This is a genomic window from uncultured Albimonas sp. (assembly GCF_963977235.1).
Lineage (GTDB): Bacteria > Pseudomonadota > Alphaproteobacteria > Rhodobacterales > Rhodobacteraceae > Albimonas.
The window spans coordinates 1-21,856 of record NZ_CAXBOD010000054.1 but is presented as its reverse complement, the minus strand read 5'-3'; the positions used below and the strand labels follow the sequence as shown (position 1 = coordinate 21,856).

Here is a 21,856-nt window from a genome sequence, read left to right as displayed (position 1 = left end):
CGGGCGCCTCGTCTGCGGCGCTTCTGGCCTGTTCGCGCCTGGTTGTGAAGATCGGCTCGGCCCTGCTGGTCGATGCGGCCACCGGCGAGCTGCGCCGCGAGTGGCTGCGCGGGGTCGCCGCCGATCTCGCCGCGATCCGGGCGCGGGGGGCCGAGGTGATGGTCGTCTCCTCGGGCTCGATCGCGCTCGGCCGCCGGGTGCTGGGCTTTCGCCGCGGGGCGCTGGCGCTCGAGCAGGCGCAGGCCGCGGCCGCCGTCGGCCAGATCCGCCTCGCCCAGGCCTATGCCGAGGTGCTCGAGCCCCACGGCGTCACCGCGGGCCAGGTGCTGCTGACGCTCGACGACACTCGCGACCGCCGCCGCTATCTCAACGGCCGCGCCACCCTGCGCCAGTTGCTGTCGCTGGGCGTGCTGCCGGTGGTCAACGAGAACGACACGGTGGCCACCGACGAGATCAAGTTCGGCGACAACGACCGCCTTGCCGCCCGCGTGGCGCTGATGGCCGGCGCCGACCTGCTGGTGCTGCTCTCGGACGTCGACGGGCTTTACACCGCCGATCCCCGCCGCGACCCCGAGGCTCGCCGTTTCGAGGCCGTCGACCGCATCACCCCCCAGATCGAGGCGATGGGCGCGGGCGTGGGCTCGGACGCGGGCTCGGGCGGCATGCGCACCAAGCTGCTGGCCGCCAAGACCGCGACGCGCGGCGGCTGCGCGATGATCATCTGCAAGGGCGAGGTCGACCGGCCGCTGAGCGCGCTGGGGCAGGGGGCGCTCGCCACCCTGTTCCGGGCCGAGGAGTCGCCGCTGACCGCCCGCAAGCAGTGGATCGCGGGCATGAAGCCGATGGGCCGGCTGGTGGTCGACGCGGGCGCCGCCGGCGCGCTTCGTCGCGGAAAATCGCTGCTCCCCGCGGGCCTGCGCGCGGTCGAAGGCGTGTTCGAGCGCGGCGACCCGGTGGCCATCGTCACGCAGGAGGGCGCCTCGGTCGGCGCCGCGCTCGCAGGCTACGGCGACGCCGAGGCGCGCGCGGTGACCGGCCTGCACTCGCGCGAGGTCGAGGGCGCGCTGGGCCATCCCGGCCGCGCCGAGGTGGCCCACAGCGACAACATCGTCATCTGGGACGCCGACGCCGCGGGCGCCGCGCCCCAGGCCCAATCGCAGACGGAGGAGACCGAGTGATGGACGGATCGATCGCAGACGACGCGAAGACCCTCGACGTCCCGGCGGTCATGGCCGATCTCGGCCGGCGCGCGAAGGCGGCGGCGGCCGAACTCGCCTACGCCCCCGCCTCTGCCCGCGACGCCGCCCTGCGCGCCGCGGCCGAGGCGATCGAGACGCGCGAGGCCGAGATCCTCGCCGCCAACGCCCGCGACATGGCGTTCGGCCGCGAGAAGGGCCTGAGCGAGGCGATGCTCGACCGCCTGCTCCTCACCGCCCCGCGCGTTGCCGCCATGGCCCAGGGCCTGCGCGAGGTCGCGGCCCAGGAGGATCCCGTCGGCCGCGTGCTCGAGGAATGGACGCGCCCCAACGGCCTGCGCTTCCGCAAGGTGGCGACGCCGCTCGGCGTCATCGGCGTGATCTACGAGAGCCGTCCCAACGTCACCGCCGACGCGGGCGGTCTGTGCCTGAAGTCGGGCAACGCCGCGATCCTGCGCGGCGGCTCGGAGAGCTTCCACTCCGCCGGCGCGATCCACGCCTGCCTGCAGGAGGGGCTGCGCGCCGCGGGCCTTCCCGCCGACGCCATCCAGCGCGTCCCCACCCGCGACCGCGCGGCGGTCGGCGAGATGCTGACCATGCAGGGCGCGATCGACGTGATCATTCCCCGCGGCGGCAAGGGCCTCGTGGGCCGGGTGCAGGCCGAGGCCCGCGTGCCGGTCTTTGCCCACCTGGAAGGCATCTGCCACGTCTACGCCGACGCCGCCGCCGACCCCGAGAAGGCGCGCCGCGTGATCCTGAACGCCAAGACCCGGCGCACGGGCATCTGCGGCTCGGCCGAGTGCCTGCTGATGCACCGCGACTACGCCGCGGGGCAGGGGGCGGCGACCCTCGCCATGCTGATCGACGCCGGCGTCGAGATCCGCGGCGACGCCGCCGTGCAGGCGCTCGACCCCCGGGTGGTCCCGGCGAGCGAGGCCGACTGGGGTCGCGAGTTCCTCGACATGATCCTCGCGGCCCGCGTGGTCGACGACGTCGACGCCGCCATCGCCCATATCCAGGCCCACGGCTCCCAGCACACCGAGGCCGTGCTGACCGAGGACGACGCGGTGGCCGAGCGTTTCTTCGCCCGGCTCGACAGCGCGATCCTGCTGCGCAACGCCTCGACCCAGTTCGCCGACGGCGGTGAGTTCGGCTTCGGCGCCGAGATCGGCATCGCCACCGGCAAGATGCACGCCCGCGGCCCGGTGGGCGCCAAGCAGTTGACCTCGTTCAAGTATCTCGTGGAAGGCGACGGCACGACCCGGCCGTAGGCGGCCCGGCCCCGGCGCCCCCGCCCCCCGCGGGGGCGTTTCGCGCAGGACGCATTCCAATGCGCCGCGCCCGGGGAACCGCAACGGCGCATTGAAATGCGCCCTACGGGTCCGGGGCCAGGCCCTTGAGGAACAGGTCTTCAAGGAACCGCGCCGCATCGTCGATATGGCCGTCGCCCTCGACCCCCATCACGATGCGCACCTGCGCGTCGAAGTCGGCGTAGTGCTGGGTCGTGGACCAGATCGCGAAGATCAGGTGATAGGGGTCGACGCGGCGGATCTTGCCGGCCGCAATCCAGGCGCGGATCACCTCGACCTTCGCCTCCACCAGCGCCTTCAGCCGGCCGTGCAGATAGTCCTCGATCCGCGGCGCGCCCGACATCACCTCCGAGGCGAACAGCCGGCTCTCGCGCGGGCGCTCGCGCGCCATGTCCAGCTTGCGGCGCAGGTAGGCGCGGATCTCGCGCAGCGCGTCGCCCTGCGCCGAGAGCGCCTCGAGCGGCTCGAGCCACTCGTCCAGCAGACCCTCCATCAGGGCGGCGTGGATGTCCTCCTTGCGGCGGAAATAATACAGCAGGTTGGGCTTGGACATGCCCGCGCCCTCGGCGATGGCGTCCAGCGTCGCCCCCTTGAACCCGTGCTGGGAGAACGCCTCCAGCGCGCTGTCGAGGATCTTCTCCTCGTTCTCCTGCTGGATGCGGGTGCGCCGCTTGGTGCGGGCCGCGCGGGGGGGCTCGGCGGCGCTCATGCCGGCGGACGCGGGGCGCCGCTCGGTTGGGCGCCCGATCCCGAGGCGCCCGATCCTGAGGCTGGGGTGCGCGCTGCTGTCGCCGTCATGGGCGGCTCGCCTCCGGGGTTTTCCTGTTGACGGTCGAGGCCGTCCTGCTAGCGTGAACTTTGACCAGACGGTTAACTCGCCGCAAGAGCTTTCGCCGGTCCGGGGGCGGTCCCGGCGCAGGCCGGAGGACCTCCACGATGCACGCAAGCGCGACGCCTTCCGTCCCGCGCGCCGGTCCCCGAGCCGGACCCGACGGCGGCGCCCGCCTCTTCGCCCGAGATCTCCACACCGCCGCGCATGCCGCGGAAACCACAGGCTGAATTCCCATGGCTGAGCTTGGCTCGAACCTCCAGATCAACTCCGACCGGCTTTGGGAGTCGATCCACGACCTCGCCGAGATCGGCCCGGGCGTCCGCGGGGGCAACAACCGCCAGACGCTGACCGACGCGGACGCGCAGGGGCGGGCGCTGTTCAAGTCCTGGTGCGACGCGGCCGGGCTGAGCATGGGCGTCGACCGCCTGGGCAACATGTTCGCCCGGCGCGAGGGCGAGGACCCGAGCCTGCCGCCGGTCTACATGGGCTCGCATCTCGACACCCAGCCCACCGGCGGGCGCTACGACGGCATCCTGGGCGTGCTCGGCGGGCTCGAGGTGATCCGCACCCTCGACGACCTGAACGTGAAGACCAGGCACCCCATCGTGGTGGTCAACTGGACCAACGAGGAGGGCACCCGCTTCGCCCCCGCCATGCTCGCCTCGGGCGTCTTCGCGGGCGTGCATGAGCTGGACTGGGCCTACGCGCGCGCCGACGCGGACGGCAAGAAATTCGGCGAGGAGCTGGAGCGCATCGGCTGGAAGGGCGAGGAGGAGGTCGGCAATCGCCCGATGAAGGCGATGTTCGAGCTGCACATCGAGCAGGGCCCGATCCTCGAGGCCGAGGAGACCGACATCGGCGTCGTCACCCACGGCCAGGGCCTGTGGTGGCTGCAGATCACGCTGACCGGCAAGGACGCGCACACCGGCTCGACCCCGATGGCGATGCGCGTGAACGCGGGCCTCGGCATGGCCCGGATCACCGAGCTGGTCCACACCATCGCCATGGACAACCAGCCCGGCGCGGTCGGCGCCATCGGCCATGTCGAGGTCTACCCGAACTCGCGCAACGTGATCCCGGGCAAGACCGTCTTCACCGTCGACTTCCGCTCCCCCGATCAGGCCAAGCTCGACGCCATGCGCGCGCGCCTCGAGGCCGAGGCCCCGGAGATCGCGGCCGAGATCGGCCTCGGGATCGAGATCGAGGTCGCCGGCCATTTCGACGTGGTGACCTTCGACGAGACCTGCGTGAGCGCGGTGCGCAACGCGGCCGACTCCCTGGGCTACTCCCACATGGACATCATCTCCGGCGCCGGCCACGACGCCTGCTGGATCAACAAGGTGGCCCCCACCTCGATGATCATGTGCCCCTGCGTGGACGGGCTGAGCCACAACGAGGACGAGGAGATCACCCAGGACTGGGCCGCCAAGGGCACGAACGTGCTGCTGCGCGCGGTGCTGGAGACGGCGGGGATCGTGGGGTGAGGAACCTGCTCCGCGGCATCGGACGACGGCTGGGCCTGGTTGCGGAGGAGAGCTTCTCCCCCGCCGACCACGCCGCCGCCGCCGTGCTGCGGACCGTGCCGTTCGCCAATATGACGACCGAGGAGATCCGCGCTCACGAGGACGGCGACGCCCTCGCCCGGATAAACTGGCGCGCGGAAGCGCTGGAGGCCTGCGACTTCGCTGTCGAGGAAATGGAGCGCGAGACCCCGCCCCGGAGCTCCCTCGCCGCGGCCCGCAGGCTGAGGACGCTGGTGCTGGAGAACCGTCTCCGGGACGATCCCGACGAGACGCTGACCCTCCTGAACGCCATCATGTACAACTTCATCAAGATGGAGCCGCCGGCCGGGGCGCAGACCCTCCGCGGCGCGAACTGATCAAGAGACAGGGACGAAGCGATGACCAAGGTGATCAAGGGCGGCACGATCGTCACCGCCGACCGCATGTATGAGGCCGACGTCCTGATCGACGGCGAGACGATCCTCGAGATCGGCGAGAACCTGAAGGGCGACGAGACCATCGACGCCGAGGGCGCCTATGTCATGCCCGGCGGGATCGACCCGCACACGCATCTCGAGATGCCCTTCATGGGCACCACCGCGGCGGAAACCTTCGAATCCGGCACCTTTGCCGCCGCCGCCGGCGGCACCACCATGCTGGTGGACTTCTGCCTGCCGGGCGAGGACGGATCCATCAGGAACGCCATCGAGGCCTGGGACAAGAAGTCGAAGGACCAGATCTCGGTCGACATCTCCTATCACATGGCCATCACCGGCTGGAACGAGACCATCTTCGAGGAGATGAAGTGGGCCGTCGACCGCGGCATCAACACGTTCAAGCACTTCATGGCCTACAAGGGCGCGCTGATGGTGCAGGACGACGAGATGTTCGCCTCCTTCAAGCGCTGCGCCGAGCTGGGCGCCATGCCGCTCGTCCATGCCGAGAACGGCGACATCGTCGCCGAGCTGCAGGCGAAATACATGGCCGACGGGGTCACCGGGCCCGAGGGCCACGCCTACTCCCGCCCGCCCGAGGTGGAGGGCGAGGCCGCCAACCGCGCGATCATGATCGCGGATGCGGCCGGCGTGCCGCTCTACATCGTCCACGTCTCCTGCGAGCAGGCCCACGAAGCCATCCGCCGGGCCCGCCAGAAGGGCATGCGCGTCTACGGAGAGCCGCTGGTCCAGCACCTGACGCTCGATGAATCCGAGTACTTCGACAAGGACTGGGACTACGCCGCCCGCCGGGTGATGTCCCCGCCCTTCCGCAACAAGGAGCACCAGGACGGGCTGTGGGCGGGCCTCTCGGCCGGCTCGCTGCAGGTGGTGGCGACCGACCACTGCGCCTTCTCGACCGAGCAGAAGCGCTTTGGCCTCGGCGACTTCACCAAGATCCCCAACGGCACCGGCGGGATCGAGGATCGGCTCGCGGTCCTGTGGACCCGCGGCGTCGAGACGGGCCGCCTGACGCCTGAGGAGTTCGTCGCCGTCACCTCGACCAACATCGCCAAGATCCTCAACATCTATCCCCGCAAGGGCGCGATCCTGCCCGGGGCGGACGCCGACATCGTGGTGTGGGATCCCAAGGCCAGCAAGACGATCTCGGCCGCCACGCAGAAATCCATCATCGACTACAACGTCTTCGAGGGGTTCGAGGTGACGGGCCAGGCGCGCTTCACCCTTTCGCGCGGGGACGTGGTGTGGGCGGCGGGCCAGAACTCCCAGCCCCAGCCCGGCCGGGGCAAGTTCATCCCGCGCCCGGCCTTCCCGGCGCCGAACAAGGCGCTCTCGACCTGGAAGGCCCTGACCGCGCCGCGGGCCATCGAGCGCGACCCGCTCAACATCCCCTCGGGGGTCTGAGCGGGGCCCGACCGCTCAGCTCACCGCCGCCGGCCGCCGCCGGCGGCGCCTGCCCCACCGCAGGATCGGACGCTCGACCCACACGGTCAGCGCGATGGAGCTCAGGATCAGCGCCGCGATCACCGGCAGGCCGGTGAACAGCGAGGCCATCGGATGCACGCCCAGCAGCTTCTGCGAGACGCTCGCGATCAGACCGATCAGCAGGAAGTGGATCAGGTAGAGCGAATACGACGCCTCCCCCGCCAGCAGCAGCCAGCGGGGCATCGTCACAGGCCTCGCGGCCAACCCGTAGACCAGGCAGGCGGCGGGCAGACCGGCGACGAGCCACTGCGGCGCCGCGCGAAACGCGGGATACGGCAGCGCGAACAGCACCCCTGCCAGCCCCAGCGCCCCGACGCCAAGCGCGAGACGCGCATACGGCATGCGTCCCTGCACGAACAGCCGGGCGACGATCAGCCCGAAGGCGAACTCCAGCACTTTCTCGTTGGCCAGGAGGAGCGGGGCCTCGGTCGACCCGGCGAGGCCACGCCACAGGCCGCCCGCCAGGAACCAGGCGCTCACGCAGATCAGAGCGGCTCGATGCCCGCCCCGGACATAGCTGAGCGCGAAGATCAGGTAGAAAGTGACCTCGAGCGTCAGGGTCCAGGCCACGTCGAGCACCATCCACGACTTGGTGACCGGCAGCAACAGCAACGAGGCCGCGACCGGTCCGGTCTCGAAAGCCTCGGGGCGGACGTTTCCAAGACCGGTGGCCAGCGACAGCGCCTCGGAGGCGAACTGCGCCGACAAGACCACCCAATAGATCGGATAGATGCGCCAGAACCTGTCGAAGAGGAAGCCTGCGGCGGAGAAATCCGGCCGCCGCGTCGCCGAGACATAGATCACGAAGCCCGAGATGACGAAGAAGATGTCGACCCCCAGCTCGCCGTTGGCGAACAGGCCAAACAGGGCCGGCGCCGCGCCGGTCGCCATCACCGACAGGTGCGCGTGAAACAGCACCACGATCAGCGCGGCGACGAACCGAAGCGCCTGAAGACTCTCGACCTTGTTGTGAACTGTCATCTCGTCTCCATGGGGTCCGAGGCCCTCGCACCCCGTGTCGTGGGCGACCTCGCACCCCGTGTCGCGGGCGACAATGAACGAGTTCGCCAGACTTGTCATCGACGCCGCAGGGCCGCTCCCGCGCGACCGACGGACGCCGGAGCCGGTGGGGGGCGAGCGGCGCAGCGTCGCGGTTGCCGGCCCGGGTCAGGAGTGGTTGAGTTGGCTCCGCCCCGCGCCGCGCGGCTCCGCAGGGTCGAGCGCGCGCGCAGGGCGCAGACATCGTGGCAAGTGGGGGAGGCAAGGATGGGGCTGCACCGGGCGGTCGGCGCGATCGGGACGGCGGGGCGCCGCCGCGCAGCGGAAGGCGCAGGCGCATGACCGGAGCCGCCCCCGCAGCCGCCGGCGCGCGCCCGGTGATCGAGGCGCGCGACCTGTGCCTGACCTTCGCCACCAACGACGGGCCGGTGCATGCGCTCTCGGACGTGGACCTGACGATCCGGCAGGGCGACTTCGTCTCCTTCATCGGGCCCTCGGGCTGCGGCAAGACCACCTTCCTGCGGGTGATCGCCGACCTCGAGCATCCCACCTCCGGCGTCCTCTCGGTCAACGGCATGAGCCCCGAGGAGGCCCGCCGCGCGCGCGCCTATGGCTATGTCTTCCAGGCCCCCGCCCTCTATCCCTGGCGCACCATCGCGGGAAACATCCGCCTGCCGCTCGAGATCATGGGTTTCTCGAAGGCCGAGCAGCAGGCCCGCATCGACCGGGTGCTGGCGCTGGTCGACCTAGAGGGGTTCGGGAAGAAATACCCCTGGCAGCTCTCGGGGGGCATGCAGCAGCGGGCCTCGATCGCGCGCGCGCTCGCCTTCGACGCCGACCTGCTGCTGATGGACGAGCCCTTCGGCGCGCTGGACGAGATCGTGCGCGATCACCTCAACGAGCAGCTCCTGAGGCTGTGGCGGGAGACGGGCAAGACCATCGGCTTTGTCACCCACTCGATCCCCGAGGCGGTCTATCTCTCGACCCGCATCGTGGTGATGAGCCCGCGCCCCGGCCGTATCGTCGACGTGATCGAGAGCCCGCTGCCGCTGGACCGCCCGCTCGACATCCGCGAGAGCCCGGAGTTCCTCGCCGTCGCCCACCGCGTGCGCGAGGGGCTCAGGGCGGGGCATTCCTATGACTGAGCCCGGCCGACCGGAGGCGGGACGATGAGCGTCTCGCGCACGCTGCTGCCGGTCGCGACCGTGGTCGCGGCGATCGTGGCGGTCTGGTATCTGGGCGCGCTCGCGCTCAACCTGCCGTGGGAGCGGGACCAGGCGGCCCGCGCCAAGACCGAGGTCGCCTTCCTCGACATGGCCGCGGGGACCATGGCCCAGGAGCGGCCGGTGCTGCCCGCGCCCCACCAGGTCGTCGTCGAGATCTGGGAGACGACGGTCGAGAAGAACGTCACCTCCAAGCGCAGTCTGGTCTATCATGGCTGGATCACGCTTTCGGCGACGCTGCTGGGTTTCGTGTTCGGCACGACGCTGGGGATGCTGCTGGCGGTGGGGATCGTGCATTCCCGGGCGATGGACCTCTCGATCATGCCCTGGGTGATCGCCTCCCAGACCATCCCGATCCTGGCGCTGGCGCCGATGATCATCGTGGTGCTGAACGCGGTCGGGCTGAAGGGGCTGATCCCCAAGGCGCTGATCTCGACGTATCTGTCGTTCTTCCCGGTGGTGGTGGGGATGGTGAAGGGCCTGCGCTCGCCCGACCGGATCCAGCTTGACCTGATGCGCACCTGGTCGGCGAGCGGGGGGCAGACGTTCTGGAAACTGCGCTGGCCGGCCTCGGCGCCCTATCTCTTCGCCTCGCTCAAGATCGGGGTCGCGGCCAGCCTGGTGGGCGCCATCGTGGGCGAGATGCCCACCGGCGCGGTCGCGGGCCTGGGCGCGCGGCTGCTGGCAGGCAGCTACTACGGGCAGACGGTGCAGATCTGGGCGGCGCTGTTCGCGGCCGCGGCGCTCGCCGCCGCACTGGTGGCGATCATCGGGCTGGCGGGCCGGGTCACGCTGGCGCGCATGGGGTTCGGACGATGAGCGCGGCGCGCGAGACGGCCCGCAGCCCCCGGATGCGCGCGGCGGGGCTGGCGCTGGCGGCAGGGGCGCTGAGCTGGCTGTTCCTCGCCGTCGCCCTGCCGGGGACCGGAGACGGGGCCGGCGCGCTCTACTGGATCCAGACCGCGGCGATCTGGGCGCTGGCCGCGGCGCTGGTCTCGACGCTGGCCCGCCTGGCGGACGCGGACCGGCGCTGGGGCAAGGCGGCGGCGCTGGCGGCCCCCCTGGTGTTCGGCGCCACGCTCCTGTTCCTGTGGGAGGCGGTGGCCCGCGGCGCGCAGATCCCCCCGGTGCTGCTGCCCCCGCCCTCGATGATCTTCGAGCGGCTGGTCGCCTCGCCCGCGATCCTGTGGGCCGACTTCCAGCAGACCTTCCTGAAGTCGGTGCTGATCGGCTACGCGCTGGGCTGCGGCTCGGCGTTCCTGGCAGCGCTCGTCATCGACCGCTCGGAGTTCCTGCAGCGCGGGCTGCTGCCGGTGGGCAACTTCGTGGCGGCGCTGCCGATCGTGGGCGTGGCCCCGATCATGGTGATGTGGTTCGGCTTCGACTGGCCCTCGAAGGCGGCGGTCGTGGTGGTGATGGTGTTCTTCCCGATGCTGGTCAACACCGTCGAGGGGCTGAAGGCCGCCGACCGGATGCAGCGCGACCTGATGCGCACCTGGGCCGCGACCCCGCGCCAGACGCTGTGGCGCCTGCGCCTGCCGATGGCCGCGCCCTTCATTTTCAACGGCTTGAAGATCGCCTCGACCCTCGCCTTGATCGGCGCCATCGTGGCGGAATTCTTCGGCACGCCCACCGTGGGCATGGGCTTTCGCATCTCGACCGAGGTCGGGCGGATGAACGTCGACATGGTCTGGGCCGAGATCGCGGTGGCCGCGGTGGCGGGCTCGGCCTTCTACGGGGTCGCGTCGCTGGCTGAACGCTGGGTGACCTTCTGGCACCCTTCGCAGCGATTGTGAGCGACGCAGATGGGGGTGACAGAAGACGTGAACACAATTCGTCGCGCGCTGTACAAGGATGCGATCCGCACTGATACCGCCATGAACCAGTCAATCCTTTCAACAGAACGCTCGTGTACGCTGCTGAACCTCGGGTGCGATGTCGCCATGCTGTGCGAACGCCGTAGGACTCGGGCGATGTGTGGGCCTATCGGTCGTCTTGGCCTGGAGATAGTTTGATGGGGCTGTTTTCCGTCGTTGCGATCGTCCTTGAGGAGCCAGAGGTGCTCCACAAGTTCGCGTCCTATTACCTTAGCATCGGCGCATCGCGGATCTATCTCTACTACGATGGGGATTTGCCGGACGAACTGTCGTTCGCCGACGATCGGGTTAGTGTAGTATCCTGCAACCGAGACTACTGGAGAACGCTTGGCTTTGAAAAGCCAGTCGTCTTTCTGGAGCGCCAAACGGCCATCTATACGCACCATGCGAAGCAGGACGACTGCGACTGGATGCTGGTTGTGGACGCGGATGAGTTCGTCTTCGGCGTGGACGACCTCGGAGCAGGCCTCGATGCTGCTCCGCCCGAGGTGGTCAGCCTTCGGATGCCGGTTGCAGAAGCGGTCTACACGTCCGGCGACGATGAGGACGCGATTTGCGGTTCGACCTGGTTCCGACTTGCAATCCATCGTCGTACTCGGCTCTGGAAAGCTGTTCTCTACGGATGGCGCGGTCGCCAGTTTCAATCCGGCTTGATTGGCCATGCGCTGGGCAAGCAGTTCGTCCGGTTGCCGGTCTCTGATAATCTGCTGATCGAAGCGCACTGGACGAACGTGAGGGGCGAGGGCGCCTGTCGATGGTCGTACGAACTCGGCGCCCCCTTGGAGGCTCTCTACGTCGGCCACTTCGATGCGATATCGTTCGACCGCTGGAAGACGAAGTGGCTGCTGAGAACGCATTCTCACACGAAACACGCCACCATGAGCGTCGTGCGACAGCGTCAGTTCGACCGTGTCGTTCGAGCGCTCGACCAAGGAGAGTCCGAAGCGAGACGGCTATTTCGGTCGTTGTACCGGATCAACCCATGGCAGAAGCTCTTGCTAAAGATCACGGGGTTCGGCTTCCCACGCAGGCTTTTCTAGAAAAGTTAGTGGGCGATCGGATGCAATGTCTGGCCTTGGAGCAGGTTCTGCTCAAGGGTCAGACGGAACCAAGTCCAACAAGGAGAGGTGAAGCTCATGTTCAAGAGAACGTTGGTCGCGCTGGCAGGCGGTGTCGCGGTAGCCTCCGGCGCGGCCCAGGCGCAGGACGTGACCCTGCAGCTCAAATGGGTCACCCAGGCCCAGTTCGCGGGCTATTATGTGGCTCAGGACAAAGGGTTTTATGAGGAGGAGGGGATCGAGGTCGAGATCCTTCCCGGCGGGCCCGACATCGCGCCCGTGCAGGTGCTGGCCGGCGGGGGCGCCGACGTGATGGTCGACTGGATGCCCTCGGCGCTGGCCGCGCGCGAGCGGGGGGTGCCGGCGGTGAACATCGCCCAGCCGTTCAAATCCTCGGGCATGATGCTGACCTGCCTCAAGGAATCCGGCGTGACCAGCCCGGAGGACTTCCCCGGCTCGACGCTGGGCGTCTGGTTCTTTGGCAACGAGTATCCGTTCCTGAGCTGGATGGCGCATCTGGGCGTTCCGACCGAGGGCGGCGCGGACGGGGTGACGGTCCTCAAGCAGGGGTTCAACGTCGATCCGCTGCTCCAGAAGCAGGCGGCCTGCATCTCGACGATGACCTACAACGAGTACTGGCAGGTAATCGACGCGGGCATCTCCGAGGACGAGCTGGTCACCTTCAAGTATGAGGACCAGGGGGTCGCGACGCTCGAGGACGGGCTCTATGTCCTTGAAGACAATCTGGAAGATCCCGAGTTCAAGGCGAACATGGTGAAGTTCGTCCGCGCCAGCATGAAGGGCTGGAAGTGGGCCGAGGAGAACCCCGACGAGGCCGCCGAGATCGTGCTCGAGAACGACGCCAGCGGCGCCCAGACCGAGAAGCACCAGAAGCGGATGATGGGCGAGATCGCCAAGCTGACCGCCGGTTCGAACGGCGCGCTGGACGAGGCCGACTACCAGCGCACGGTCGACAGCCTGCTCGCCGGCGGCTCGGATCCCGTGATCACCAAGCAGCCCGAGGGCGCCTGGACCCACGCGATCACCGACGAGGCTCTGTGAGCGCCTGACGCTAGGTAAGAACAACGAGGGGGCCGCTTCGGCGGCCCCTTTTTCATGCGCGCGGGCGGCGTTTTAAATCAGATCGGTTGATTTAATCACCGGCGCGACACGCAAGGCGCGAGACCGGCGGGACGGTCAGGGACCGGCGATGCCGCAATCGCGCGCGAGCACATGATCGACGGCGGCCTCCATCGCGGCGCGCGGCATGCCTGCGCGCAGGTCGGGGGTATAGAGCAGGCGCAGCAGCGCCCGGTCCCGCTCCGAAAACCCCGGACCCTGCGCGGGATCGGCGGGCGCTTCGCGTCCCCAGGGGTCGTCAAACAATGAGGCGTCGCCGATGGGGTCGCCGGGAAGGAAGGCGTTGTAGACTTCTTCCTTGGCGCAGCGGACCAGCAATTCTTCCGGTAGATTGAAATCGAGAAAGATGAGCGAGATGGAGGGTGAACCCCGCGAAAATTCATCTTCGCTCGTTAATACGAAGCAGCCTTTGCGCGCGGCCAGCAAAAGCTTCCGCTTGGCGGGGGAAAGGAAATTGGGCGCGCGCTCGAAGATCGAGTTGAGAGCAATCTGGCGTTCCGAATAATCGCTCAGCATCATGCCGATGACCGGGAAGCGAGCGCTGTCGAACTCGGACGTGACGATCTCGAAATCGTCTTGCGGCGTCATCTCCAGGGTATCGAAGATGACGCCAAACGCCTCCTCCATCGCCAACCCGATCTGACGGCGCAGCTCCTTGCGTCCTTCCCAGCTGCGCAGCCGCAAGTACCAGAAGCTGACGCCGCTTTCCCGGCGCAGAATGTGGTCGCGAGCGCAGTAGGCGGCGCGGTCCTCGCACAGCTCTGTGCCCAAGGCCATGTGGATGAACTGGTCGCGGAAGCTGGGCAGATCCTCGCGCGCGTCGTAGCGGCGGATCACGTCGCAGGTGTCTGGATCCAGAGGGCGGAGCGCCGGCGCGGCGAGCGCGCTGCCGGCGATGGCGAGCGCGGCGAACGGCGCGATGAACGCTCTGCGGGACGCGGCGTTCATGGCGCGGGCGAGACAGGCAGGGGGCATCTGGCGCGGATCGTGTTTGTGGTGCGTGAGCCGGAAAGGACCGCCCCGGGCGTCAGGACGGGGCAGGGCGCGTCTTGCGCGCCGCCCCGTGGCCCGTGCGCGGCCCCCCTTCGTCCCGCGAGCCGCTCAGGCGAAGTCGGTGGGGCGGGCCTGTCGGGCGACCTTGTCGAGGACCGCGTTGACGAAACCGCCCTCCTTGCCCTCGGGGAAGAAGGCGCGAGCGACGTCCACGAACTCGGAGATGATCACCCGGGGCGGGGTGACGGTCGAGTCGAACAGCTCGGCCCCCGCGGCGCGGAAGATGGCGCGCAGGGTGGGGTCGATGCGGTGGATCGGCCAGGCGTCGTCGAGGGCCACGTTGGTGGTCTGGTCGATCTGGGCCTGGCGGTTGACCGCCCCCTCGAGGATCGACTCGAACAGGTAGGGGTCGGCCTCGCGGTATTCCTCGCCCTCGATCGAGTGGCCGAAGCGGTGGTTGACGAACTCGCGCCGGATCTCGCGCCAGTCCTCGCCGCTTTTCTCCATCTGGAACAGGGCCTGCACGGCGGCGAGACGCGCGGCCGAGCGCATCAGCTTCTTTTCCTGGCGGGAGGGCTCGGGGCGCGGCGCCGGGGCCGGCTCGGGGGTTTCGGGCGTGTCGGTCATGGCGGTCATCCCGCGAAACGGCGCGCCAGCGCCACCAGGTGCAGACAGGCCGCGGCGGCGCCGCCGCCCTTGTCCATGTCGTCGGGATCGGCGCGGACCACGGCCTGGGCCATGGTCTCGGGGGTGAGGATGCCGTTGCCGATGGCCAGCCCCTCGAGCCCCAGAAGGGTCAGGCCGCGGCCGCTCTCGTTGCAGACCAGCTCGAAGTGGTAGGTCTCGCCGCGGATGATGCAGCCGAGCGCCACATAGCCCTCGTAGCCGCCGCGCTGGTGGGCCATGCGGATGGCGGTGGGCACCTCGAGCGCGCCGGGGACCTCGATCACGTCATGCGTGGCGCCGGCGGCCTTCAGGGTGGCCGCGGCGCCGGCGATCAGGTTGTCGGCGATCTGGCGGTAGAAGGGCGCGACGACCAGCAGGATGTTGGGCGAGAAGCCCTCGAACTGCGGCAGCGCCAGCGCGCCTTCCTGTTCGGTGCTGGCCATGGCTCAGCCCTCCGGTTTGGTGATGCGGCGGGAGCCGGTGATCGACAGGCCGTAACCCTCGAGCCCCACCGGGCGCGGAGCGGCCGAGGTGGTCAGCAGCTCCATCTCGTGGATGCCGAGCGCGGCGAGGATCTGGGCGCCGATGCCGTACTGGCGCAGCGTGTGGGGCGAGACGCCCTTGGGCGCGTCCGAGAGCATCGCGGCGAGCCGGCCCGGGGAGTGGTCGCGCAAGAGCACGATGACGCCGCGGCCCTCGGCGGCGATGGTCTCCATCGCGGCCTCGACCGTGCCGTGGCGGACGGGATCGGCGCCGATGATGTCGTCGATGGGGTTGAGAACATGCATGCGCACCAGCACCGGGCCGGGGGCCGAGAGGTCGCCCTTCGAGAGGATCAGATGCTCGGAGGCCGAGGTGGCGTCGGTGAACACCCGCAGCAGCCAGTCGCCGCCGTGGGGCGAGTGGACCGGGCGGGCCGAGGCCTCGCGCACCAGGTTGTCGTGGCGGCGGCGGTAGGCGATCAGGTCGGAGATCGCGCCGATCTTGAGCCCGTGGCGCTGCGCGAAGGCGACGAGGTCGGGGAGGCGGGCCATGGTCCCGTCCTCCTTCATGATCTCGCAGATCACGCCCGAGGGGTTGAGGCCGGCGAGCCGCGCGATGTCGACCGCCGCCTCGGTGTGGCCGGCGCGGACCAGCACGCCGCCGTCGCGGGCGCGCAGCGGGAAGACGTGGCCGGGCGTGGCGATGTCCTGGGGGCCCGAGCGGCCGTCGATCGCCACCGAGATGGTGCGCGCGCGGTCGTGGGCCGAGATGCCGGTGGTCACGCCCTCGCGCGCCTCGATCGAGGTGGTGAAGGCGGTCTCGTGCCGGGACTGGTTGTTGGAGGACATCAGCGGCAGGCCGAGCTCCTCGATCCGCTCGGCGGTCAGGGACAGGCAGATCAGGCCGCGGCCGTGGATCGCCATGAAGTTGATCGCGTCGGGGGTCGCCATCTGGGCGGGGATCACCAGATCGCCCTCGTTCTCCCGGTCCTCGTGGTCGACCAGGATGAACATGCGCCCGTTGCGCGCGTCCTCGATGATCTCCTCGACCGAGGAGAGGGCGTCGGAATAGTCGTCGCTTCCAGCCATGAGTCTCGCCTGGGGCCTCTTGCAGATGTTGCCGCGGTCCTACCGCGGAAGCGGGCGCGAGGCCAGACGGGATGCGCCTGCCGGCGGCAGGGCGGGGGAGACAGACTGTGGAGAGGGGGCCGCCTGCCGGCGGTCGGCGGAGTTTGCTTGGCGGGGGCGGGCGGTCTGGCTAGCGTGGTGGGGCGCCGCGCTTGCCGGCGGCGCGACCGGACCGGAACACCGGCCGGGCGAGGCCATACCGTCCAGGGAGGACGTCCGATGAAACCGCTTTCCCCCGCCGCCTTCGGCGCGGCGCTGTCTCGCGCCGCGTTTGGCGCGGCGATATCGCTGTCGCTGGGGGTCTCGCTGCCCGCGCTCGCCGAGCCGCTGCCCCAGGGCGATCCCGCGAGCCTGGGCTTCTCGGCCGAGCGGCTGGCCGCGATCGACGCCAAGCTGCAGGAGCATATCGAGGCCGGCGACATGCCCGGCGCCTCGATCCTGATCGCGCGCCACGGCAAGATCGTGCACACGGCCGTGCTGGGTCAGGTGCGCCCCGAGGGGCCGGAGATGGGCCGCGACGCGATCTTCCGCATCTACTCGATGACCAAGCCGATCACCTCGGTGGCCGCGCTGATGCTGGTCGAGCAGGGCAAGCTGGACATCGGCGACCCGGTGTCCAAGCACCTGCCCGAGTATGCGCAGATGAAGGTCGCCACCGGCTACGGCCCCAAGGGCGAGCCGACGCTGGAGCCGGCCAAGCGCCAGATGACCGTGCAGGACCTGCTGCGCCACACCTCGGGCCTGACCTACGGGTTCTTCGGCCAGGGGCCGGCGCGGGAGGCCTATCTGAAGGCGCGGGCGGGCGATTCCGCGCGCACCAACCGCGAGAACGCCCAGGACCTCGCCGCCCTGCCGCTGGAGCATCAGCCGGGCGAGACATGGGAGTATTCGCGCGCGACCGACGTGCTGGGCGCGGTGATCGAGGTGGTGGCGGGCAAGCCGCTGGGCGAGGTGTTCGAGGAGATGATCTTCGCGCCGCTGGGCATGGAGGACACCATGTTCGCGGTGGACGATCCCGCCCTGCACGATCGCATCGCCGAGCCCTATCCCGCGTATTCCAAGATCGGGCCCTACGGGATGGCCGACCCCCGGATCAAGGTCGCCTTCGAGAGCGGCGGCGGGGGGCTGCACTCGACCCTCGACGACTATTCGCGCTTTGCGCAGATGCTGCTGAACGGGGGCGAGCTGGACGGCGCGCGGCTGCTGTCGCCGCAGACGGTGGCCTGGATGACCGCCGATCACCTGGGCGATCGGATCGAGCCGGGCAAGTACTACCTCCCCGGCGCGGGCTACGGGTTCGGGCTGGGGGTCGCGGTGCGGACCTCGGACGGGATCTCCCCGGACATGGGCCGCAAGGGCGAGTATCGCTGGGGCGGCGCCGCGGGCACGGCCTGGTGGAACGACCCGATGAACGACCTGCAGGTGGTGTTCATGATCCAGTCCCGCCCCAAGGGCTCGGAGATGCGCCCCTGGCTGAAAAGCATGGTCTACGGCGCGATGACCGACGAGCAGCCGACCAACTGAGGGCCGGCAGGGACGGACAGGAGCGGCGGCCTGCGGGCCGCCGTTTCATTTCGGGGCGCTCTCCTTTGGATAGCGGGGCGGGATCGGGCGGCTGGGACCTTTGGTCGCCCGGTCTTTTGAGCGCGCATCGCGGATCGTGCGACGTCCCGAGCGCGTGGCCGCGCCGGGGCGAGGGGACCATCAGGGGAGGGACGATCCGTGGGCACCTGGCGTGAGGGGGAGATGCGCGGCGCCGAGGGCGCGGGGCCGCCGCTGTGGGCCAGGGCGGCGTTCGGTCTGGCCTGCGTGCTGCTCGCGGCGCTCTGCCTCAGGGAGTCCGCGCCCGCCTGCACGCCGGAGTATGGCTGCCTGCACGACTATTTCATCCGCTTCTGGCTGATCGACTACGTCGACGGCTACATGCGCCGGGCGCTGCTGGGGTGGGGGCTGGGCGGGATCGTCGGCGACCGGGTCCCGTTCTGGCTGCTCGCCACGATCGCCGCGGGGTTCGCGGCCCTGTGGATGGCGCTGTCGGGCTGGGCGCTGAAGCGGGCCTCGCAGGGCGACTGGGCGCTGGTCGCGGCCTTCCTGATCGGCCCGCCGCTGGCGCTGGCGCGAGAGGTGGCGAGCGACCCGATGCATGTGGTGGCGGCCGCGTTCCTCGCCGCGCTGCTGGTCCCGGGGCGGGCGAGCGTCTGGATCATGGCCGCGCTGAGCCTGCCGGCGCTGGCGATCCACGAGGCCTCGGTGTTCCTGATGCTGCCCGCGGCGGCCTTTGCCGGCTGTGCGGCCTACGGGGTGGGTCTGCGCGTGGCGCCGGTGCTGGCCGGCGTGATCGCGCTGGCGATGGCCTTCGCGCTGCTGGGCGCCGAGACGCCGACCTCGCCCGGCCATATGGTCCTGGTCCACGGCAATGGCGTTGAGGCGCAGGTGCAGGGCAACGTGCTGCCCTATCCGGGGCTCGACGCCCTGAGCCACACCATGAAACTGTACTTCGGCACGCCCTTCCAGGTTGTCTGGACGGGGGTGCGGGCGGTCTGCGTGCTGGTCTGGCCGCTGCTGCTGGTGGCGCTGGTCGCGGCGCGGACCGGAACCTGGACGGCGGCGATCAACTTCCTGACGCTGCTGTTCCTGACCGGGCCGCTCTATGTCGCGGGCTGGGACTGGGGACGGTTCTCGCTGATCACGCTGGGCGTCGCGCTGGCGCTGGCGGCGCGGGGGATCAACCTCGCGGCCGCGCCCGAGGTCGCCTGGGTCCTGCGCCGCACGCGGCTCGACAGGCTGGCGACGCCGCGGGTTCCGCGCCTGGCGCCGGTGGTCTTCGCGCTGCTGTTCGCGCCTTGGAACGGCTATTCGGTCAACGCGCTGCTGCCCTCGAACGCGATCACCTACCTCGCGGTGATGGGCGCGATCCTGCTGCTGGCGCGGCCGCGGCCTCAGAGCTGAGAGGTTTCGGCCAGGCGGGCCACATAGCGGGCGAGGGTGTCGATCTCGAGGTTCACCCGGTCGCCCGGCTTGCGGTCGCCCCAGGTGGTGACGGTCTTGGTGTGGGGGATCAGGTTGACGCCGAAAGTGGCGCCGCCGCCCTCGATATCGCCCACCTCGTTCACCGTCAGCGAGGTTCCGTTCAGGCAGACCGAGCCCTTGGGCGCGATGAACCGGGCGAGCGCGTCGGGGGCGCGGAACAGCACGCGGGTCGAGTCGCCCTCGTCGCGCATCGACACGATCTCGGCCGCCGCGTCGACATGGCCGGTGACGATGTGGCCGCCCAGCTCGTCGCCCACCTTCAGCGCACGCTCGAGGTTGATGCGGGTCCCCGGAGTCCAGGCGGCGAGGTTGGTCTTGTCGACGGTCTCGGCCGAGACGTCGACCTCGAACCAGCCGCGGCCGTCCTCGCTCTCGCCCGAGGCGATCACCGTCAGGCAGACGCCGTCGCAGGCGATCGAGGCGCCGAGTTCCGCCCGCGCGGTGGCCGGCGAGCACAGGATCCGCGCCTGCAGGTCGCCGCGCTTCTCGAGCGAGCCGATCTCGCCGATGTCGGTCACGATGCCGGTGAACATGCATGGGCCTCCCGAATGCGTCCGTCACGGACCTAGCGACGCGCGCGGCCCGCGGCAAGAGGGGGACGGGGCCGCCGCGCGCCGCTCAGGGCAGCAGCACGACCTTGCCCACGGGCTTTTCGTCGGCGAGGAAGCTCTGCGCGGCGCCGGCCTCGGCCAGGGGGAAGGTCCTGGCGACGGCGGGGGTCAGCCGGCCTTCGGCCCCCAGGCGCGCGAGCTCTTCAAGCTGCGGGCCGTTGGGGCGCACGCCGATGCGGCGGATGGACTTGCCCTGGGCCTCGGCCTGGGCGCGGGCCTCGGGGGAGGGTTCGCGCAGGCAGACCAGCGCGCCGCCGGACTTGAGGGCGGGGAGCAGCGTGGCCGAGGTCTCGCCCCCGAAGGCGTCGAGGATGAGGTCGAAGCGCGGGCCCTGCGCCTCGGGCGCCTCGCGCGTGTAGTCGAGGGTCTCGGCCGCGCCCCAGGCGGTGAGGGCCGCGTGCTTGCCCGCGCTCGCCGAGGCGGTGACGCGCGCGCCCAGGGCGGCCGCGATCTGCACGGCGAGATGGCCCACGCCCCCCGCAGCCGCGGTGATCAGCACGGTCTGGCCCGGGGCGAGCTTGCCCGCGCCGACCAGCCCCTGCCAGGCGGTGAGGCCGGCGAGCGGCATGGCCGCGGCCTGCGCGTCGCTCCAGGCCTCCGGGGTGGCGGCGAGTTCGGCCTCGGGCGCCGCGATCGCCGAGGCGTAGCCGCCGGCCTCCCTGGGGAAGCGGGGCATGCCGAAGACGCGGGTTCCTTTCGGGAAGCGCCCGGCGCCGGGGCCTGCCGAGACGACCGTGCCGGCGATGTCCCAGCCCAGCGTGAAGGGCAGGTCGGGGAGCGCGGGGAACAGGCCGGCGCGGAAGGCGGCGTCGACCGGGTTGATGCCGGCGGCGGCGACCGCGACCAGGACCTCGCCCTCGCCGGGGACGGGATCGGGGGCCTCGGTCAGCTCCAATACGTCGGGGCCTCCGGTGAGGGTCTGGACGATCTTGCGCATGGGGGGCTCCGGCTCGGTCTTGGGATCGGGTTAACGGTTGCTGGGCTACGGACACTCCGAGAGGACGCCGCTGCCTTCAAGATAGCAGGTACCCGATGGATAGCGACCCTGCCGACCGGTCGAAGCGCCACGCCCCGGGCGAGACCGGGGGAGGCGCAAGGAGCCCGGCCTCCGTCAAGCCGGACGCGCGGCCCGCGCTCGGCCCGGCGCGCGTCCGTCCACAGGGAGGGGAAAACTCCGGCGCGGGCGGCGTTGCCAGGCCGCGGCGGGCGCCCTCCGGGGCGATGGCCGCCGCGGTCGCGATCGCGGCGGCAGGCGAGGGCCGGGCGGGACGGGAGGCGGCTCGCCGCCGGTCGCCCCCGCCCCCGCCCCCGCCGCCACCCCCGGCGGCCGGCTCGCTCGCCGAAACCTGCGCCGAAGGGGCGCCGGACCCGGGCGGCGCGGACTGGGCGCCGATCGTCTTCGACGCGTTTCGCCGCGACTGCGCCTCGCATGCGCTGCTCAAGATCCTGGCCAACCGCTGGGCGGTGCTGGTGGTCTCGGCGCTGGCGATGGGCAGGCAGCGGCACTCGGTCCTGGCGCGCAAGGTCGAGGGGGCGACGCCCAAGATGCTGACCCAGGCGTTGCGCCGGCTGGAGCGGGACGGCCTGGTCACCCGCCGCGTGACCCCGAGCGCGCCGCCCCGGGTCGACTACGCGCTGACGCCGCTGGGGCGCGAGCTCGCCTCGGTCCTGCGCGGCCTCTGCCGCTGGTCCGAGACCCGCGCCGCCCGCATCCTCGTCGCCCGCGCGCGGGCCGAGAACGCGCCCCTGACCGAGACCACCTGGCGCCGCCTCGCCGGCCTGGAGTGACGGCGCCCGGCCGCCGCCCCTCGCATAGCGCCTGTTCTCCGGAGCCGTCTCTCGCGGATGCCGATCAGAGCGACTCGCCCC

At 70.5% G+C, this 21,856-nt stretch carries 21 protein-coding genes; 13 read left to right on the top strand and 8 right to left on the bottom strand.

All coding sequences use genetic code 11. From position 1 onward, the window contains the following. Positions 1–23 precede the first annotated feature (23 nt). Positions 24–1,178: a glutamate 5-kinase gene (gene proB, locus AAC134_RS18985; protein WP_339950714.1), complete on the top strand. Its 1,155-nt coding sequence runs from the start codon at positions 24–26 to the stop codon at positions 1,176–1,178. Further along, a complete protein-coding gene (locus AAC134_RS18980) occupies positions 1,178–2,467 on the top strand; it encodes a glutamate-5-semialdehyde dehydrogenase (RefSeq protein WP_339950704.1) in 1,290 nt (429 codons plus the stop codon). Before proB ends, AAC134_RS18980 begins: the two co-directional genes overlap by 1 nt. Before the next feature lie 103 nt (positions 2,468–2,570). Here the strand turns inward: AAC134_RS18980 and AAC134_RS18975 are convergent, their stop codons facing one another. Further along, positions 2,571–3,215, bottom strand: a complete 645-nt coding sequence (locus tag AAC134_RS18975; protein WP_339950703.1) for a TetR/AcrR family transcriptional regulator — start codon at positions 3,213–3,215, stop codon at positions 2,571–2,573. A 356-nt stretch (positions 3,216–3,571) separates the two neighbouring features. Here AAC134_RS18975 and AAC134_RS18970 point away from each other — a divergent pair, with 356 nt between their 5' ends. Genes AAC134_RS18970 through hydA form a run of 3 tightly spaced genes read left to right on the top strand, consistent with a single transcriptional unit; the run spans position 3,572 to position 6,699 of the window. Then, positions 3,572–4,822, top strand: a complete 1,251-nt coding sequence (locus AAC134_RS18970) for a Zn-dependent hydrolase (protein ID WP_339950702.1) — start codon at positions 3,572–3,574, stop codon at positions 4,820–4,822. Continuing rightward, positions 4,819–5,217 (top strand): hypothetical protein, encoded by a 399-nt coding sequence (locus AAC134_RS18965; RefSeq protein ID WP_339950701.1) that lies wholly within the window; start codon positions 4,819–4,821, stop codon positions 5,215–5,217. The genes AAC134_RS18970 and AAC134_RS18965 overlap by 4 nt, the downstream gene beginning before the upstream one ends. A gap of 21 nt (positions 5,218–5,238) precedes the next feature. Next, a complete protein-coding gene (gene hydA / locus AAC134_RS18960) occupies positions 5,239–6,699 on the top strand; it encodes a dihydropyrimidinase (RefSeq protein ID WP_339950700.1) in 1,461 nt (486 codons plus the stop codon). 15 nt (positions 6,700–6,714) lie between these two features. Here hydA and AAC134_RS18955 read toward each other — a convergent pair whose 3' ends face one another. Further along, on the bottom strand, positions 6,715–7,761 hold the full coding sequence (locus AAC134_RS18955; RefSeq protein WP_339950699.1) for an acyltransferase: 1,047 nt from the start codon (positions 7,759–7,761) through the stop codon (positions 6,715–6,717). A gap of 356 nt (positions 7,762–8,117) precedes the next feature. Here AAC134_RS18955 and AAC134_RS18950 point away from each other — a divergent pair, with 356 nt between their 5' ends. The 5 genes from AAC134_RS18950 to AAC134_RS18930 all read left to right on the top strand — a co-directional run bounded on the left by AAC134_RS18950 (position 8,118) and on the right by AAC134_RS18930 (position 12,999). Beyond that, a complete protein-coding gene (locus AAC134_RS18950; protein ID WP_339950698.1) occupies positions 8,118–8,924 on the top strand; it encodes an ABC transporter ATP-binding protein in 807 nt (268 codons plus the stop codon). A gap of 24 nt (positions 8,925–8,948) precedes the next feature. Next, the gene (locus tag AAC134_RS18945; protein ID WP_339950697.1) at positions 8,949–9,821 is read left to right on the top strand and encodes an ABC transporter permease; all 873 of its coding nucleotides are present in this window, start codon (positions 8,949–8,951) and stop codon (positions 9,819–9,821) included. Further along, a complete protein-coding gene (locus AAC134_RS18940) occupies positions 9,818–10,798 on the top strand; it encodes an ABC transporter permease (protein WP_339950696.1) in 981 nt (326 codons plus the stop codon). Before AAC134_RS18945 ends, AAC134_RS18940 begins: the two co-directional genes overlap by 4 nt. Before the next feature lie 218 nt (positions 10,799–11,016). After that, entirely contained in the window at positions 11,017–11,919 is a 903-nt protein-coding gene (locus tag AAC134_RS18935) for a glycosyltransferase family 2 protein (protein ID WP_339950695.1), read from the top strand. A 96-nt stretch (positions 11,920–12,015) separates the two neighbouring features. After that, positions 12,016–12,999, top strand: coding sequence for an ABC transporter substrate-binding protein (locus AAC134_RS18930; protein ID WP_339950694.1), 984 nt, complete (start codon positions 12,016–12,018; stop codon positions 12,997–12,999). A 135-nt stretch (positions 13,000–13,134) separates the two neighbouring features. Here the strand turns inward: AAC134_RS18930 and AAC134_RS18925 are convergent, their stop codons facing one another. The 4 genes from AAC134_RS18925 to ribB form a co-directional block, all read right to left on the bottom strand. Continuing rightward, on the bottom strand, positions 13,135–14,052 hold the full coding sequence (locus AAC134_RS18925; RefSeq protein WP_339950693.1) for a hypothetical protein: 918 nt from the start codon (positions 14,050–14,052) through the stop codon (positions 13,135–13,137). A 126-nt stretch (positions 14,053–14,178) separates the two neighbouring features. Next, complete coding sequence (nusB, locus tag AAC134_RS18920; RefSeq protein WP_339950692.1) at positions 14,179–14,697, bottom strand: transcription antitermination factor NusB; 519 nt, start codon at positions 14,695–14,697, stop codon at positions 14,179–14,181. Between the two features lie 5 nt (positions 14,698–14,702). Beyond that, positions 14,703–15,179, bottom strand: coding sequence for a 6,7-dimethyl-8-ribityllumazine synthase (locus tag AAC134_RS18915; protein WP_339950691.1), 477 nt, complete (start codon positions 15,177–15,179; stop codon positions 14,703–14,705). Positions 15,180–15,182: 3 nt separating this feature from the next. Further along, the gene (ribB, locus tag AAC134_RS18910; protein ID WP_339950690.1) at positions 15,183–16,307 is read right to left on the bottom strand and encodes a 3,4-dihydroxy-2-butanone-4-phosphate synthase; all 1,125 of its coding nucleotides are present in this window, start codon (positions 16,305–16,307) and stop codon (positions 15,183–15,185) included. 258 nt (positions 16,308–16,565) lie between these two features. Here ribB and AAC134_RS18905 point away from each other — a divergent pair, with 258 nt between their 5' ends. Further along, a complete protein-coding gene (locus AAC134_RS18905) occupies positions 16,566–17,870 on the top strand; it encodes a serine hydrolase domain-containing protein (protein ID WP_339950689.1) in 1,305 nt (434 codons plus the stop codon). Positions 17,871–18,068: 198 nt separating this feature from the next. Beyond that, complete coding sequence (locus AAC134_RS18900; RefSeq protein WP_339950688.1) at positions 18,069–19,295, top strand: hypothetical protein; 1,227 nt, start codon at positions 18,069–18,071, stop codon at positions 19,293–19,295. Here the strand turns inward: AAC134_RS18900 and AAC134_RS18895 are convergent. Next, positions 19,286–19,909, bottom strand: a complete 624-nt coding sequence (locus tag AAC134_RS18895; RefSeq protein WP_339950687.1) for a riboflavin synthase — start codon at positions 19,907–19,909, stop codon at positions 19,286–19,288. The genes AAC134_RS18900 and AAC134_RS18895 overlap by 10 nt on opposite strands. An 85-nt stretch (positions 19,910–19,994) precedes the next feature. Further along, positions 19,995–20,924: an NADP-dependent oxidoreductase gene (locus AAC134_RS18890; RefSeq protein ID WP_339950686.1), complete on the bottom strand. Its 930-nt coding sequence runs from the start codon at positions 20,922–20,924 to the stop codon at positions 19,995–19,997. A gap of 284 nt (positions 20,925–21,208) precedes the next feature. Here AAC134_RS18890 and AAC134_RS18885 point away from each other — a divergent pair, with 284 nt between their 5' ends. Beyond that, the gene (locus tag AAC134_RS18885) at positions 21,209–21,775 is read left to right on the top strand and encodes a helix-turn-helix domain-containing protein (RefSeq protein ID WP_339950685.1); all 567 of its coding nucleotides are present in this window, start codon (positions 21,209–21,211) and stop codon (positions 21,773–21,775) included. Positions 21,776–21,856: the final 81 nt, after the last annotated feature.

What these genes read in the sequence shown, in the direction of transcription:
- AAC134_RS18980 (WP_339950704.1), top strand. Translation starts at nt 1,178, where the DNA reads ATGGACGGATCGATCGCAGACGACGCGAAGACCCTCGACGTCCCGGCG.
- AAC134_RS18975 (WP_339950703.1), bottom strand. Translation starts at nt 3,215, where the DNA reads ATGAGCGCCGCCGAGCCCCCCCGCGCGGCCCGCACCAAGCGGCGCACC.
- AAC134_RS18970 (WP_339950702.1), top strand. Translation starts at nt 3,572, where the DNA reads ATGGCTGAGCTTGGCTCGAACCTCCAGATCAACTCCGACCGGCTTTGG.
- hydA (WP_339950700.1), top strand. Translation starts at nt 5,239, where the DNA reads ATGACCAAGGTGATCAAGGGCGGCACGATCGTCACCGCCGACCGCATG.
- AAC134_RS18955 (WP_339950699.1), bottom strand. Translation starts at nt 7,761, where the DNA reads ATGACAGTTCACAACAAGGTCGAGAGTCTTCAGGCGCTTCGGTTCGTC.
- AAC134_RS18950 (WP_339950698.1), top strand. Translation starts at nt 8,118, where the DNA reads ATGACCGGAGCCGCCCCCGCAGCCGCCGGCGCGCGCCCGGTGATCGAG.
- AAC134_RS18945 (WP_339950697.1), top strand. Translation starts at nt 8,949, where the DNA reads ATGAGCGTCTCGCGCACGCTGCTGCCGGTCGCGACCGTGGTCGCGGCG.
- AAC134_RS18940 (WP_339950696.1), top strand. Translation starts at nt 9,818, where the DNA reads ATGAGCGCGGCGCGCGAGACGGCCCGCAGCCCCCGGATGCGCGCGGCG.
- AAC134_RS18935 (WP_339950695.1), top strand. Translation starts at nt 11,017, where the DNA reads ATGGGGCTGTTTTCCGTCGTTGCGATCGTCCTTGAGGAGCCAGAGGTG.
- AAC134_RS18930 (WP_339950694.1), top strand. Translation starts at nt 12,016, where the DNA reads ATGTTCAAGAGAACGTTGGTCGCGCTGGCAGGCGGTGTCGCGGTAGCC.
- AAC134_RS18925 (WP_339950693.1), bottom strand. Translation starts at nt 14,052, where the DNA reads ATGCCCCCTGCCTGTCTCGCCCGCGCCATGAACGCCGCGTCCCGCAGA.
- nusB (WP_339950692.1), bottom strand. Translation starts at nt 14,697, where the DNA reads ATGACCGACACGCCCGAAACCCCCGAGCCGGCCCCGGCGCCGCGCCCC.
- AAC134_RS18915 (WP_339950691.1), bottom strand. Translation starts at nt 15,179, where the DNA reads ATGGCCAGCACCGAACAGGAAGGCGCGCTGGCGCTGCCGCAGTTCGAG.
- ribB (WP_339950690.1), bottom strand. Translation starts at nt 16,307, where the DNA reads ATGGCTGGAAGCGACGACTATTCCGACGCCCTCTCCTCGGTCGAGGAG.
- AAC134_RS18905 (WP_339950689.1), top strand. Translation starts at nt 16,566, where the DNA reads ATGAAACCGCTTTCCCCCGCCGCCTTCGGCGCGGCGCTGTCTCGCGCC.
- AAC134_RS18895 (WP_339950687.1), bottom strand. Translation starts at nt 19,909, where the DNA reads ATGTTCACCGGCATCGTGACCGACATCGGCGAGATCGGCTCGCTCGAG.
- AAC134_RS18890 (WP_339950686.1), bottom strand. Translation starts at nt 20,924, where the DNA reads ATGCGCAAGATCGTCCAGACCCTCACCGGAGGCCCCGACGTATTGGAG.
- AAC134_RS18885 (WP_339950685.1), top strand. Translation starts at nt 21,209, where the DNA reads ATGGCCGCCGCGGTCGCGATCGCGGCGGCAGGCGAGGGCCGGGCGGGA.